Genomic DNA, 14270 nt, shown 5'->3' with positions numbered 1-14270 from the left:
TAACTAATTCAGTATAGGGTAGAGTGTTATATTATGGTATTTTCACCAATAGAATCTGGCAAGAATCAAAAGGACATAGGTAGAGAAATTCTAGATTACTGGAATCAGAAAAATGTATTCAGAGCCATAATTGAAATGAGAAAGAACGGAAAGGATTACACTTTTCTGGAGGGACCACCAACAGCAAATGGAATACCACATGTAGGCCACGCTTTAACCAGAACCATAAAAGATACGGTTTTGAGATACAAGACAATGATGGGCTATAACATAAAGAGAAGGGATGCCGGCTGGGACTGTCACGGTCTTCCAGTAGAGCTGGAGGCAGAAAAGAAATTCGGATTTACAACCAAGCTGGAAATAGAGAATTTTGGAGTCGATAAGTTTAACGATTACTGCAGAAAGAGTGTATTTAGGTATGTGGAGGAGTGGCTGGAAGTTGATGATAAACTTGGGTTTTGGATAGATCATGACAACGCCTATGTGACATTGAGGAATGATTACATCGAAAGTGAGTGGTGGGCCCTCAAAACACTATTCGAAAGGGGAATACTCTACAAAGATTACAGGATTTCTCCGTACTGTCCAAGATGTGGTACAACACTCAGTTCACACGAACTTGCCCAGGGATATAAGGATACAAAAGATCTTTCTGTTTATGCAAAGTTTAAATTAAATGATGGCAGATATGTACTGGCGTGGACAACAACGCCGTGGACACTCCCTTCAAATATGTTTCTGGCCGTGAATGAGAATATAGATTACTGTGATGTTCAATTTAACGATGAAACATATGTTGTAGCAGTGAATCTGGTAAAAAACATTTTTCACGACAACTACAAAATATTAAGAACGTTTAAAGGTAAAGAACTAATAAATCTCAAGTATGAGAGACCTATAGATTTTATCAAACTACCTGATAATACCTGTGTGATAGTTCATGGAGATCATGTGACTCTTGAGGAAGGTACAGGTGTAGTACATACCGCTCCAGCTTTCGGGTCAGAAGATTTTGAGATAGGAAAGCAGCAGAATGTTAAGCTTGTAAACCCTGTGAATCTTCAGGGTAAATTTGAATACGAATCCTTACCGTGGAACGGTCTGTTTGTCAAGGATGCAGATATTGAGATTGTGAAATACCTGAAGGAAAGAAACCTTGCCCTGAGAAGTGAGAAATATGAGCACTCATATCCATTTTGCTACAGATGCGGGACGCCTCTTCTGTATTATCCAATTGATGCATGGTTCCTTGGAGTTTCATCTTTCAGGAAGGAACTTGTTAGTAACAACGAGAAAATAAACTGGGTTCCAGCACACATAAAGGAAGGACGTTTTGGTAATTTCATTGAGGAAGCGAAAGACTGGAATCTTTCAAGAAACAGGTACTGGGGAACGCCTCTTCCAGTATGGTCATGTAGTAACAAGCACATGAAGGCAATAGGTTCGATTGATGAACTTATAAAAAATGGAGCTAAAAAGGCACCAGAGGATCTCCACAGACCGTTTGTTGATGAAATAAAGCTAAAGTGCGAAAAATGCGGAGAAATGATGGAGAGAGAACCGTACGTAATAGACACATGGTTCGATTCAGGTTCAGCAACCTACGCTGCAACCCACTATCCATTTAACGGTGCAAAGGAGCCAGACATCCCAGTCTCATTTATAACAGAGGGAATAGATCAAACAAGAGGGTGGTTCTACACCCTTCATGTCATCGGAACACTTCTTTTCGGTAAAAATGCCTATGAAAATGTATTCTGTGCTGAATTTATCCTGGACTCTCAGGGAAGAAAAATGAGCAAGAGTAAGGGTAATGGGGTCCTTGCTAAGGAAATGATAGAAAAATATGGTCCGGACCCATCAAGGCTATTCTTCTATACCACCGTTCCCTGGAAGCCTAAACCCCTTGTGGATAAGACTGTGAGGGAAACAGAGACAAAAATACTTGGGACACTAATAAATATATACACATTCTTTGCTTCAAATGCTAATCTAGATAATTATGTTTATAAAGGACTTTCCAGCTCTGACAATGATCTTGATAGGTGGCTTGTTTCCAGGGTAAACTCCACAGTTTCAAACGTCATAAATGCAATGGATGTTTACGACTTCAGCCAGGCACAGGGGCAGATTGCAGAACTCATAGACGATACATCCAACTTTTATCTTCGGCTTTCACGAAGAAGATTCTGGGAAAATTCCGGAGAAATGCAGAAGAATGATGCATATAGTTCACTTCACTTTGCCATAGAAAGTATCTGCAAGATGCTGGCGCCAATAGCTCCATTCACGACTGAGTACATATACAGAAAGCTGCACCCAGAGTCATTAAGCATTCATGCTGAAATGTTCCCGGAAGTATTGGTGAATCTCATAGATCAGGAACTGGAAAATCAGATGGCAATGTCCAGGAAGGTGCTTGAAGCTGTAAGAAGGGGGCGACAGGCTGCTGCAATAAAGGGAAGGCAGCCTATCAAGGAAATCTTGATTGAAGGAAACAGTGTCACAGAGAAGACACTAATTCCAGTTAGAGAAGAGATAAACAGTGGAAAGATAAGATTCATAAATGAAAATCAGAAACCTGTAAAAACATATCTCAGACCTGTGCTGAGTAAGGTTGCACCCATATTGAAAGAAAAGATGAAAGATTTTAACAAGTTTCTGGAAGAAATAAACGATTCAGGAGAGGCAAAATCATTCTCAAGAGGAACCGGTATTTCATTTGAGGGTCAGGAGCTTCCAGAAGGATCAGTTGAGATACTTGAGGAGGTCTCACCAAGCTATACAATGGTCTGTGAGGATACCTTTAATCTGTATATTAACAAGGAAATAGACCATGATCTGGAGGTTCAGGGAATGGTCAGGGAAATTGTAAGGAGAATACAGGTGATGAGGAAGGAAATGGATCTGCCATACGATCAGCATATATCAGTTAAGTATGACGGAGATGATCTCATAAGAGAAGCCATGAAGGTATCTGTTGGAAACATAAAGTCAGAAACCCTGAGCGATAGTATAGAAAACTCAAAATTCTCTGGAGATGACAGAGAATCGTTTACGAAGAACTGGGATATAGATGGTAGGGAATTAAAACTGGCCATAAGGAAAATGTGATCATTCTTCTGAGGAATCAGGTTCCACTGAAAAATGTTCCCATCCCTTTTCCTCAATATTTTCCCATCTCTCCCCATTAAAAATGATGTTGTTTCCTTCCCACGTGTTCCCTATGTAACTTACATCTATGTTGTTTTTTTCCATTTCTCTTGAAAACTCGCCAAAGTGATCATTCTCTATGGTAAACAGAAGTTCATAGTCACCTCCAATATTCATTGCCATATCTCTTTTTGATACACCTGTTATTTTGGAAATCTCATCAACAGAACCATGCATTTTAATCTCATGTTCAACTATTCTAAAACCATAGCCATAATCATGTTTCATCTGGGAGAGGCAACCAAATAAACCATCAGATAGATCCATCATAAATCTAGCTCCAGACCTGCTAATAATTTCCGCAACATCAAGTCTTGGCTTAATATCTAGCATTCTTCTGGATGATTCTCTAACATCAATCCCATTTTTATAGGATATGTAAGCAGCGCCGACTTTGCCTATATTACCTGTCAAGCACAGAATCTGATCAGGACCTATATATGACCTCTTCCTTACAAGATCCTTTTCCTGTCTACCTATACAGAACCCTACAAAAATATTTTCGTCAGCTTCCTTTGTATCACCGCCAGCAAATTCAACCTTATATTCCTGAAGGAGGTTTGAAAGGCCTCTAGAGAACTCTTCAAGATAGTCTATTTCCATGTCATTCCTCAGATTGTAACTTGCCATGAAGCTTTCTGGAATACCGGCCATTGCAGCCACATCACTCAAATTTATGCTTCCAAAAAACCTTCCTGCTTCATAAGGGGTTGCCAGTTCAGGAATATGAATTTTCTCACTTATGGAATCCGTTGTAAACAGGATATATTTTTCTCCGCAGTCCATCAGAGAACAGTCATCTGGTTCCTGTGATATATCTCCAGTTGAAAATATTCTATCTATTATGGCCCGTTCTCCAATTTTGTTAAGTTTCATTGAATTTTCACCGATCCAGATGTTATTTTTCTGATAAATGAATCTATATCGTACTGAACAGGCAATCTATTCTCATTCCTTATATGTGAGAAATATTTTGTCTTTTCACCCCTTTCATAGTATTCCTGCAACTCTCTAAAGTCCTGATTAAGTGATGAATTGAAAATAAGCTTAACGAGCTCCTGATCCCTGTCATCATTGTGTGCACCCCTTTCACGATCTCCGCCGGTTGGGTAGGATAGCACATCTGCCTCAACATCCCCTGTTTCTAAAAGTACTCTGGCAACGCTCCACAACCATGGAGGTCTGTATTCTCCTCTTTTCCACAATTTCTCCACAAGGGTATTTTTCTGTATATTCATTGGATTAACGGATATATCTGTTGAATAGGGTGCACAGTCCCTTACAGACTTAATAGCGTCTATAACTGCCTCTTCTTCTGACATGAAAGGTGGCTTTAGTAGAAGATAAGATCTTAACTCTACCTTTTCTTTCTGTAATGTTTTTGCTGCATTAATAAATTTAGAGAAGTTTGTCCCCTTGTTTACCTTGTTCTTTACCACATAATCATTAGAACTTTCAACTCCTATGGCTATCCGTGTATCAATGCCATAGGACTTCATGTCCTTAATGGTAGTTTCTGTAACATATTCTGTTCTTGATTCTACCAAAAGTTTCTCCACCTTATCTGACATCCTTTTCATAAAGTAATCAAAGGACTCCTTTGGCACTTCTCTCCTATCAAGAAAACTACCTGAGGTGAATATTTTTAATATCTTTGTATTTTCCATAAAGTCATAGGCCTTATCAATCTGGGCCTTTAGGTTTTCCATCCCTACATTTGTGTTTACGTCGTTGAAATAACCACACATTGAGCATGAGCTGAAATCGTACCATGAACAGCCTCTTGTCCTGAATATCACTACTGTTGTTGGCTCCGGTTTACCTCTCAACCTGTCCATTTCGTTCCACATCGAAACAGGACTGTTCCTATCTGTTTCTCTTTCCCTGGAAGGCATAAGGCTTTTTACCTCTGCTGCCAGTTCCCTATTGATCATCAGTACCACATATTCAAGATTCAGTTAAGTTTTTTGATAAAAATATTGTGAATTTGTATAAAACTTCCTAAAATTGAAGCTTAATTAAAAATATTTTTAAGCAAGTTGGCATATCCGGAACAATATGGGAAGCATCAGACCACAATATGTAAAAAAGATTGCAATAGAACTTGCAAATTCAAAACCAGAGTTATTTACTGAGAATTTTCACAAGAACAGGGAACTGCTTAAAACAGTAATTACAGGGGCATCAAAGAAGGATTTTAACGAAATAACAGGTTATGCCACCAGATACGTAATAAAGAAAAGACACAGAGCAGAAAAGGAAGCCGAATTCACAGGAGAAGTTGTAGAGTAATTTCAAGAAAGGCTATGACGTTAGCCTTTAAGCGCCCTCCGGGCTGATAACGTCTGATCTTTAAATAGGTAGAGTTCAAATGGACGTTCAGCTTGGAGAAACCATAATTCAGATATTTGGAGTTTTACTTTTAGCTCCGCTTGTGGCAGGTATTTACGAAAACCTCAAGGCAAAAACCGAATTCAGACGTGGGCCGAGTATTTTTCAGCCATACTATGATCTGGCAAAGTATCTTAAAAAAGAGAAAACTTCAACATATGATACAAATCTTCTTTACCGCTGGGTACCAATGCTGGTATTTGGTGTTTTGTTCTCAATTTCATTTGTAATTCCTGTTATAATACCAATACCAACATTATTTGCTCCAATGGTAGATTTCCTTGGAGGGGCCATGTTATTTTCACTGGCATCTGTATTCCTCATCCTTGGTGCCATTGATTCAAGGAGTAACCTTTCAGCAATGGGTGCCTCAAGATCAGCATCATTTTCAGCTCTTGCAGAACCAACCCTTATACTGGTACTATTCTCAGTGGCAATAGAAAGTGGAACAAATAATCCATACACAACAGCCTCATTAGTTTCATCAAACGCTTCACTGTACTTATCCCTTACACATATACTTTCAAGTATAGCATTTTTCATGATATTCATATTTGAAACAGGCAAGCTGCCAGTGGAAAGTTCAGGACTTTCAGAAATGGGAATGATTGATGAGGGAAGAACCTATGAATACGGTGGAAGGAATCTCTTCTTTCTTAAATATGCAGCCTGGATAAAGCAATTCTTACTTGGGTCAGTTTTACTGAATATATTCATCTTTCCATGGTTCATGTTTACCGGGATAACGGGTTCTTTAATCGATATAATTATAATGCTAGGAAAATGGATTGTTTTGATTCTCATCATCATATTTATTGAACAAATTCTAGCCAAAGTTAGATTATTCAAGATAGCTGATTTCCTCGCCATTTCATTCACTCTCGCAATTCTGGCACTGGTATTATTCAAACTTGGAGGTGCAATAATATGATCCCTCTGGATGAGGTCTATGATTTTATAGCGACATTGATGCTTTTCGTGGCAATTTGGGCACAAATAGGTAGCTATGTGATAACAAAGATTCAGGTAATAGTTATACAGACTACACTTCTTGCCATATATGCCTTTATCAGTGGTCTATACACAGTAAATTATGATTTGATACTTCTAGCATTCCTCATAATTTTCATAAGGGGAATTCTTACAGCATATATATTAATAAAAAAGTTCCCTGTAAGGAGGGAATTAATAAGAGAAAAGTCCACAACAGTTCCCTCAATAATCATAGTAAGCATCATTGTTCTAATTGCAACCCTGATAATTTATAGACTCACAATATTTCAGTTTGCCCCAAGTCCCATTACAGCAATTGGTTTTGTAATAGCTATACAGGGACTTCTGCTTATAGGAACAAGAAAGAACAAGATAACACAGTTCACCGGATATATTGAAGAGGAGAATGCAATGATTCTGTTGAGTCTTGGCATATTCCCCTTGCCACTTATTGTTGAGATAAGTGTACTTCTGGATGTTTTAGCTCTGGTTATTGTTGCAGCCGTATTACTGACAGGGGATCACACTTCTGAAAAGATGGAGGAGTTGATAGGATGAACTTGGATACTTTACTCATCTATATTTTGCTGATTATACCGGTAGTTCTATCCTTTTCATACTTTAGTAATCTTTCCCAGTTGATTGGAAAGATAGGAAGTGTCATAGAAGTCATTGTTTCATTTGTAGTGCTATCAATTCCAATGGGGGTATATTCACATTTTAACATAAATTCTGTGAACAGGATTCTTGTTATTTCAGTATCGCTTGTATATACCCTATCTATATTCTTTGCGTCGACCTATCACAGTAAAATAAAAGAGTCAAGAAATCTGAAGCTGCACTATTCATTGATGCATTTGTTTGTTTTCACAATGCTTTTCACTCTGGTCATAAACGATTTTGGATTGATGTGGATTGGAATAGAGGCGACAACGGCATCAAGCGCCTTACTGCTAATAATAGAAAGGCAGAAAACTGAGATAGAGGCAGCATGGAGATATGTTTTGATTGTATCTACTGGCCTTACACTCGCATTAATTTCAGTGATACTCATATATCTAAATTATCACACGCTGAACTCTGTTGCCATTATAGAAACCGGACACTCTCCTTCCTTTATTCTCACAATTGCAGGTGCTACTGCTCTGGTTGGATTTGGAACAAAGATTGGAATATTCCCAATGCACACATGGCTTCCTGATGCACATGGAGAAGCCCCATCTGAGATCAGTGCTATGTTTTCAGGAATTCTCCTGCCTGTTGCAGCATATGCATTATACAGATTCTTTCTTGCCACATACACGCCACGCCTTGAAGAAATCTTTCTTATATTCATCCTCGCAACTCTTGTTTTCGTTGCCCTTATAATGCCCTCACAGAGAAATATAAAGAGAATGTTTGCCTATTCAACAATGGAGAATATGGCCCTCATAACCCTTGGCCTGATCACAGGTGGTCTTGCCCTTGTGGGAGCTCTCTTCATCATTCTCACCCATGCATTTGGTAAATCTGGTGCATTCTTTTCCTCTGGGAATATTCTGAATGGTTTTGGTACAAAAAAGATTGATGAAATTAGAGGATTGAGGAACAGGATGCCATCAACTTCAATGTCCTTGCTGGCATCCTCGCTCATAGTTACTGGTGCACCACCATTTACTACTTTTTTAGGAGAATTTTTGATCATTTACCAGTTGATCAACAATGGAACCATTGCTGCTGTAATCATTATTGTGATATGTCTGTTTATCATTTCTATATCACTTATACAGAAAGTTTCAGTAATGATTTTTGATGGCAATGCAGATGGGCAGGAAGTAATCCAGTTGGAAAGAACTCAAAAGTACGTTGCAGGATTGTCTGTACTCTTTGCTTTTTCCATAATTTTTGTATATTTGGGAGGTTTCTTATGATTCCGGACACAGAAAATGTAACTGGTTTTTTTGAAAGGGAAGGAATATATTACCTTATTAGAGATGATTCTGAGATGGTAGAAGAATCCCACTTAAAGGAAATTCAGAATTTAAGAATTTACGATCCCCTAAGAGGAATATACCATCACAGAGTAACAGGAGAAAATGTATTTCCATTCAATTATGGTCCGAGTACTGGAGGGATGGTAGAAACAGTAGATTTCAAGATTTATACCTACGGTGAAAGAATTCTTTCACTGGATGCGATTCCAGATTTTAAGAAGAGAGTAATGAAATTTTCAGGATCTTCATTTGAAAGGGGACTTTTAATGATGGAGAGATTTAATGGTTTTCACAGCTTTTCATACAGCACACTTTTGGCAAGGGAGATTGAAAGGAAATTAGATCTTGTTGTTACCGGTGAAACAGTAAAAATAAGACTGATTCTGCTGGAGATAGAGAGAATAATTTCTCACATTTTTAAAACTGCAAGGCTGTGTGAGGCGGCATCACAAAATATAGCTTCGTACTGGCTGCTTGCGCTGAGGGAAAGAATGATGAGAGCAGTGGCTACGGAAACAGGTCATAGGTACATGTTCGGAGTGAACAGGATAGGTGGGATAGGAAGAAAAATAAACGTCACGAAAATTGTAGATACTGCAAAAGAAGTTGTTTCTGAATACAGGAGGATAATTGATGGGTTGACAGTTTCAAGAATATTCATAGACAGGATTGAAAACACATGTAAAATAGAAGAAAAATTCCAGAGAGGGCCTGTTCTCAGGGCAGCAGGTATTTCCTATGACTACAGATCGTTTGATCCATACTATAAGGAGTCAAATTTTAAACCCGTAACAGAGGATGGAGGAGACTCATTGTCCCGCTTTCTTGTATTCTCAGCTGAAGTATTTTCTTCCCTTCAGCTAATTGAAGATGCAGTCTCAAGGAAGTTTGAAGATTTTAAAGGTGAGACATATGATGCATTGAGTTCCAGCGGTATCGAGACACCATCTGGAGATGCAAGGATTGTGTTAGATGTGGAAAATGAAAAAATTGGTAAACTATACATTCGCACTCCTTCCGTGCTGAACATGGAAGCCTTTGCACTGGGAATAAAGGGAAATGTGAAAACAGACATACCCTTTGCATTTGAAAGCTTCGGCATATGGTTAAGTGAAATGGGTGATATTGAGTGAAGATTTGGCCTGTTGATTCTATAAGAAAGGGTATCATAACCACAAAGTTTCCAGCAAAGAAAAACGAGACCATATCACCATGGAGTACAATCCCGGTAAGGAGAGGAGATGAAGAGGTTTTCTGCCCTGCGGATGCCATAGATAAAAAAGGCGTAGATATGCGAAAATGCATTTCCTGTGGTCTGTGTGTAACTTCATTCGAACCATCTCTGAGGACAGATAATTATGAATTAAAGAGAAAAGAAAGGGCACTAAGAAGATCATTTAAGATATTTCCAATAGATTCAGGAACATGTGGCTCATGCAATACAGAACTTCATTCTATTAATAATCCCTATTACGATGTTTCCAGGCTTGGCATTTTCTTCACCAATACCCCAAAACAGGCAGATGCGCTTGTAATAATGGGGGTCTACAGCGAAAAGATGATTCCTGTGATCAGGGCAGCTATTGGTGCAATGTCAAAGCCTGCGGTTGTAATACTTTTTGGTGCATGTGCTCTATCTGGGAATATATTCGGAAAAGATCTTGAATCTCTTTTAGATCCTGACCTAATCATTGGAGGTTGTCCTCCTGATCCTTTCGTTATAATTGAAGCGCTGGAAAAAGTGAGGGGGCGTAAATGATCTATCTTCTTCTATTTCTTTTTGTACTACCGTTTCTTTCACTCCCTATATCACTTTTTTCGGCCAGACTATCATATTATTTTGGCATTTTCTTTACATTGCTGAATTCTGCAATTGCCATTATTTCTATGATTGGATATCTCTCAACGGGAACACTGTTAATAGGTAACTTCAGCATAATGTTGCAGGGACCTAACGTAACCTTTCTACTTATAATCTCAGTTGTAGAATTTCTCGTTTTCGTATTCTCTCTATTTTATATGCCTCAGGACAGAAAGCTCGCATTCTTTGTGGGTCTTACCATAGCATCCATAAATTCAGTTCTCATTTCTGACAATATCGTTCTATTTCTGATGTTTTGGGAATCCATGACCATAAGTGGTTATCTAATGATTGGGTTGAAGAAAGAAACTAAATCATATCCCCCCTTTGTTTTCATTTCATTTGGAGAACTCAGCACAGTATTCCTTATTTTGGGATTTGCAGGTTATTATGTATCAACTGGCAGTTTATTACTTGGTGCAGCCCTTACAAATCCATATATTCTTCTAATAATTATTCTGGGATTTACTTTCAAAATGGGTATAGTTCCATTACAGATGGTCGAGTGGCTTCCAATTGCCCATGGAAATTCCCCTACTCCTGGTTCAATACTGTTTAGTGCTGCAATGACAACTCTGGCACTTTACGGTATAGTTGAATTTGTTCTCACATCTTCATCAAACTTTGTTTTGGGTTTGATCCTTATGGTGATAGGTTCATTCTCTCTGCTTTTCGGTTCAATTTTTGCGTTATCTTCTGAGAACAGTAAGATGTTACCGGCATACAGCACAGTGGAAAATTCAGGAGCAATGATCATTTTTGTAGGTCTTCTCATTGTCTGGAAGGGAATGAATGACCCCGTAATGGCATCATTCATCATGCTGGGGATATTTATCTATGCCACAGCCCACGCATGGGCTAAATCTTCAGTGTTCATACTTTCAAGCATCTCAGACAATAATAATCTTCCTACTATGAGAGGAAATGGTCTTACACCATATGCAAGAGTTGGAGCAGCAGTATCAGTGATATCCCTCATGGGACTGGCCCCTCTCGGTGGGGGTATAGGCGAATGGCTTCTTCTTGAATCTCTCTTTATTTCATCTATTTCATCAAATTTAATATTCGCAGTTGTTGCAATAATCTCTGGATCTATGGCTGCACTGGGTGCAGGTATAACCATTCCTACCTTTACAAAATATTTTGGATTTACAACAAGAAAGAATGACAATAGTGAAAGTGGTCATAGAATAGGAACTCCACTGAAGATTTCAGGAACTATAATACTCTCTCTCACAGTTATAGCCCCAGCCTATGTTTATATGTATTCAAAATTTATTGGAACATTTGTTGGAATTGGAACACAAACGATCTTTCTATCCAGTTTGAAAGGAATAATATACCCATTTCTACTGTATTCTCCAGCTCATGTGGGATTCTTTGGGTTTCTGTCACCCACTTTTGATATTCTATTCATATTTTTGACGGCCCTTATAGTATCATTATTATCAAGAGGAAATGACAGAAAGATTCCTGTATGGAACGGTGGAATAGATCAGAGTGAGGAAATGAATTCATTTGCCTATGCAAACACGTTGAGAATCATATTGAAAAAGGTGTATCTTTCAAGAGAAGAAAGAGAAGGTTCAAAATATCAAGAGAGGACGTTTGATATCTTCTGGATATTCATGATCGACCTGGCAAAACTTTACTCAAGACTGTCTATAAAATTTGGAAAATTTTTTATGAACGGAAATATAAACAGGTACGTTCAGTACATTATTATGGCGCTGTTTCTGGTTCTTATAATGGTCGTTATTTAAAGATAATCTAATGCGATCTTACTTTGATCTGAAATTTCTTAGTTTATTAAATCAAAGAATTTTTTTTCAATTTGAATCAAATATCATCTGGAGATACTACCATTACTGGAATCTGTGCAATCTTTATCAATTCGGAACTCACAGAGCCCAGAATGAATTTACTTAAACCTGTCAGTTTTCTTGTCCCGGTTATTATAAAATCAGCCTGTTTAGACATTGCGGTATCATAAATCTTTTTTGCAACTTCGTCTCCGGTCGCTTCTACCTTAACAAATTCATATCTAATTGCCCTATCACCAATTAACTCAACGGCTGCCTTTTGAATTTCTTCTACAAATTTGTTCTGATCACTAAATACTGCTTCTGGAACAATTGTATCCACATTAGACGCGACTCTTACCATCCCGGGATTCACATATAGTACGGTCAAAAATTCACAAATAGGTTCAAATTTTAAAGCGAAGCTCAGGGCTTTCCTACCACTTGGCGAATTATCGAAGGCTACTAGCATTTTCATTGTTTATATTAAGGGACTGTTCGTATTTAAGTATTTGCCTATCCTCCATTTTATATATGATTTAGAAGTGAACAAAAAAGTAAACAATCATACAGTCTCACTTTATTATTTTTTGAAATAAAACGTCTTAGTTGATCGCCATTTAATTACAGTCATTCATATATCCAATAAATTTTAAGTGTTCAAGGTTCCAAGGCTAAAAGAACTGTATAGATTTGAAACTTATTAATCGGTTTTAAAAAATTATAATTTATCTAAAGCGTCATATACCATTTTTCCTATTGGATCATCTTCCATAAAAAATTTTAGATCCTCCTTGATTCTCTTTTTGGTTAGTTTTATTTCCATTTTTACCTCTAAACGTAAACTTATACAAGTTTATAAAGATTTTTCGATTTTTTGGATAGTAATAATATATTATTTTTTTTAATTTAGTATTGAACTTATAATTAGTACAACTTATTTTCCAAACCAGGAATGCTTTGTGTTAAGTTCTTCAGATAACTTCTCTATAATTTCCCTCTGGGTAGAATTGAGTTTTTTTGGAACAACTACCTTGATCCTTATAAGCAAATCTCCTTTTCCCGTTCCCCGTGTGTGAGGGAATCCAAGATTTCTTAGCCTTATGGCTTCGCCAGGTTGAGTCCCCGCCGGTATTTTAAATTTAATATCCTCTCCGAATATATTTACGCTTTCATCTTTCCCAAGGGCCACATCTGGAAAGGCCACTTCCTTTTCCACTATAAGATCATAATTAGACCTTCTGTATCCGCTTTCTTCTCTCACGTTCACTAGAACGTAAAGATCACCAGTTTGTCCCCCTTCCTGATCACCGATACCCCTTATTACAAATTGAGTATTATCGCTTATTCCTGCGGGAATATCTATAGTTCTTGTCTCAACTTCTGTCTTTTTGCCTGAACCGTGACAAACGTGGCATTTTGTACTGCCTACGTAACCTCTCCCATTACATGTCCTGCAGGTGATCACGTTTACCATTCTGAATATACCTGACTGTTGAACAACTCTTTCCTGACCTGTACCGTTACAAGTTGGGCATGTCTTCACATCGTTTCCTTCAAATCCTTTCCCATTGCAGTTTGGGCAGTCTATGGTTCTCTTATATCTTACCTCTTTTTTTGCCCCTCTGTAAGATTCTGCCATTGAAATTGAGAGACTAAGACTTAGATCAAGTTGCCTTGTATCTCTCCCACCATATCCCGATCTAAATGAACCTCCACCACCGAAGTTCCTGAATATATCATCAAAAATGTCTGAGAAATCATTGAAATGGGAGAAATCTTGCCATTTAAATCCTTCGCTTCCATTAGATCCGAAATTAACCTGACCGGTTTGATCGTATACCTTTCTTTTATTTTCGTCAGAAAGAACCTCATAGGCCTCGCTAATTTCCTTGAATTTCTGTTCTGATTCTGCTTTGTTATTTGGATTGGCATCAGGATGCCATTTCCTGGCAAGTTGTCTGAATGCCTTTTTTATTTCCTCTGGGGAGGCATTCTTTTCAACTCCCAGTGTTTTGTAATAGTCTTTGGCCAAAT

The 14270-nt window shown here is 38.0% G+C and carries 12 protein-coding genes and 1 riboswitch; of the genes, 8 read left to right on the top strand and 4 right to left on the bottom strand.

What is annotated here, in order from left to right:
- The first annotated feature begins 33 nt into the window (after window positions 1-33).
- Window positions 34-3114 (top strand): isoleucine--tRNA ligase, encoded by a 3081-nt coding sequence (gene ileS, locus CSP5_RS05555; RefSeq protein ID WP_148689850.1) that lies wholly within the window; start codon window positions 34-36, stop codon window positions 3112-3114.
- On the opposite strand, the gene CSP5_RS05550 is transcribed toward ileS, so the two are convergent.
- The gene (locus CSP5_RS05550) at window positions 3115-4089 is read right to left on the bottom strand and encodes a thiamine-phosphate kinase (RefSeq protein ID WP_148689849.1); all 975 of its coding nucleotides are present in this window, start codon (window positions 4087-4089) and stop codon (window positions 3115-3117) included.
- Window positions 4086-5147 carry an archaeosine biosynthesis radical SAM protein RaSEA gene (locus CSP5_RS05545; protein ID WP_148689848.1) on the bottom strand — a complete coding sequence of 354 codons (1062 nt, stop codon included), beginning with the start codon at window positions 5145-5147 and terminating at the stop codon, window positions 4086-4088. The genes CSP5_RS05550 and CSP5_RS05545 overlap by 4 nt, the downstream gene beginning before the upstream one ends.
- A gap of 124 nt (window positions 5148-5271) precedes the next feature.
- Here CSP5_RS05545 and CSP5_RS05540 point away from each other — a divergent pair, with 124 nt between their 5' ends.
- The 7 genes from CSP5_RS05540 (at window position 5272) to CSP5_RS05510 (ending at window position 12194) form a co-directional block, all read left to right on the top strand.
- Window positions 5272-5505 (top strand): hypothetical protein, encoded by a 234-nt coding sequence (locus CSP5_RS05540; RefSeq protein ID WP_077076340.1) that lies wholly within the window; start codon window positions 5272-5274, stop codon window positions 5503-5505.
- A 1-nt stretch (window position 5506) separates the two neighbouring features.
- Window positions 5507-5568: riboswitch (Fluoride riboswitch) on the top strand.
- Between the two features lie 16 nt (window positions 5569-5584).
- On the top strand, window positions 5585-6535 hold the full coding sequence (locus CSP5_RS05535) for a respiratory chain complex I subunit 1 family protein (RefSeq protein WP_077076339.1): 951 nt from the start codon (window positions 5585-5587) through the stop codon (window positions 6533-6535).
- Window positions 6532-7155: a hypothetical protein gene (locus CSP5_RS05530; RefSeq protein WP_021789481.1), complete on the top strand. Its 624-nt coding sequence runs from the start codon at window positions 6532-6534 to the stop codon at window positions 7153-7155. Before CSP5_RS05535 ends, CSP5_RS05530 begins: the two co-directional genes overlap by 4 nt.
- Window positions 7152-8507, top strand: coding sequence for a proton-conducting transporter transmembrane domain-containing protein (locus CSP5_RS05525; RefSeq protein WP_148689847.1), 1356 nt, complete (start codon window positions 7152-7154; stop codon window positions 8505-8507). Before CSP5_RS05530 ends, CSP5_RS05525 begins: the two co-directional genes overlap by 4 nt.
- On the top strand, window positions 8504-9703 hold the full coding sequence (locus CSP5_RS05520) for an NADH-quinone oxidoreductase subunit D-related protein (RefSeq protein ID WP_148689846.1): 1200 nt from the start codon (window positions 8504-8506) through the stop codon (window positions 9701-9703). Before CSP5_RS05525 ends, CSP5_RS05520 begins: the two co-directional genes overlap by 4 nt.
- A complete protein-coding gene (locus CSP5_RS05515) occupies window positions 9700-10329 on the top strand; it encodes an NADH-quinone oxidoreductase subunit B family protein (protein WP_148689845.1) in 630 nt (209 codons plus the stop codon). The genes CSP5_RS05520 and CSP5_RS05515 overlap by 4 nt, the downstream gene beginning before the upstream one ends.
- Entirely contained in the window at window positions 10326-12194 is a 1869-nt protein-coding gene (locus CSP5_RS05510; protein ID WP_148689844.1) for a proton-conducting transporter transmembrane domain-containing protein, read from the top strand. The genes CSP5_RS05515 and CSP5_RS05510 overlap by 4 nt, the downstream gene beginning before the upstream one ends.
- A 76-nt stretch (window positions 12195-12270) precedes the next feature.
- Here the strand turns inward: CSP5_RS05510 and CSP5_RS05505 are convergent, their stop codons facing one another.
- Together CSP5_RS05505 and dnaJ are read right to left on the bottom strand one after the other, a co-directional pair.
- Entirely contained in the window at window positions 12271-12711 is a 441-nt protein-coding gene (locus CSP5_RS05505) for a universal stress protein (protein ID WP_148689843.1), read from the bottom strand.
- A gap of 459 nt (window positions 12712-13170) precedes the next feature.
- Entirely contained in the window at window positions 13171-14268 is a 1098-nt protein-coding gene (dnaJ, locus tag CSP5_RS05500) for a molecular chaperone DnaJ (protein WP_148689842.1), read from the bottom strand.
- Window positions 14269-14270 lie beyond the last annotated feature (2 nt).

The organism is Cuniculiplasma divulgatum, from assembly GCF_900083515.1.
GTDB lineage: Archaea > Thermoplasmatota > Thermoplasmata > Thermoplasmatales > Thermoplasmataceae > Cuniculiplasma > Cuniculiplasma divulgatum.
This window is presented reverse-complemented; position numbering and strand designations above follow the sequence as displayed.

What these genes read in the sequence shown, in the direction of transcription:
- CSP5_RS05510 (WP_148689844.1), top strand. Translation starts at nt 10,326, where the DNA reads ATGATCTATCTTCTTCTATTTCTTTTTGTACTACCGTTTCTTTCACTC.
- ileS (WP_148689850.1), top strand. Translation starts at nt 34, where the DNA reads ATGGTATTTTCACCAATAGAATCTGGCAAGAATCAAAAGGACATAGGT.
- CSP5_RS05530 (WP_021789481.1), top strand. Translation starts at nt 6,532, where the DNA reads ATGATCCCTCTGGATGAGGTCTATGATTTTATAGCGACATTGATGCTT.
- CSP5_RS05520 (WP_148689846.1), top strand. Translation starts at nt 8,504, where the DNA reads ATGATTCCGGACACAGAAAATGTAACTGGTTTTTTTGAAAGGGAAGGA.
- CSP5_RS05545 (WP_148689848.1), bottom strand. Translation starts at nt 5,147, where the DNA reads ATGATCAATAGGGAACTGGCAGCAGAGGTAAAAAGCCTTATGCCTTCC.
- CSP5_RS05550 (WP_148689849.1), bottom strand. Translation starts at nt 4,089, where the DNA reads ATGAAACTTAACAAAATTGGAGAACGGGCCATAATAGATAGAATATTT.
- CSP5_RS05540 (WP_077076340.1), top strand. Translation starts at nt 5,272, where the DNA reads ATGGGAAGCATCAGACCACAATATGTAAAAAAGATTGCAATAGAACTT.
- CSP5_RS05525 (WP_148689847.1), top strand. Translation starts at nt 7,152, where the DNA reads ATGAACTTGGATACTTTACTCATCTATATTTTGCTGATTATACCGGTA.
- CSP5_RS05535 (WP_077076339.1), top strand. Translation starts at nt 5,585, where the DNA reads ATGGACGTTCAGCTTGGAGAAACCATAATTCAGATATTTGGAGTTTTA.
- CSP5_RS05505 (WP_148689843.1), bottom strand. Translation starts at nt 12,711, where the DNA reads ATGAAAATGCTAGTAGCCTTCGATAATTCGCCAAGTGGTAGGAAAGCC.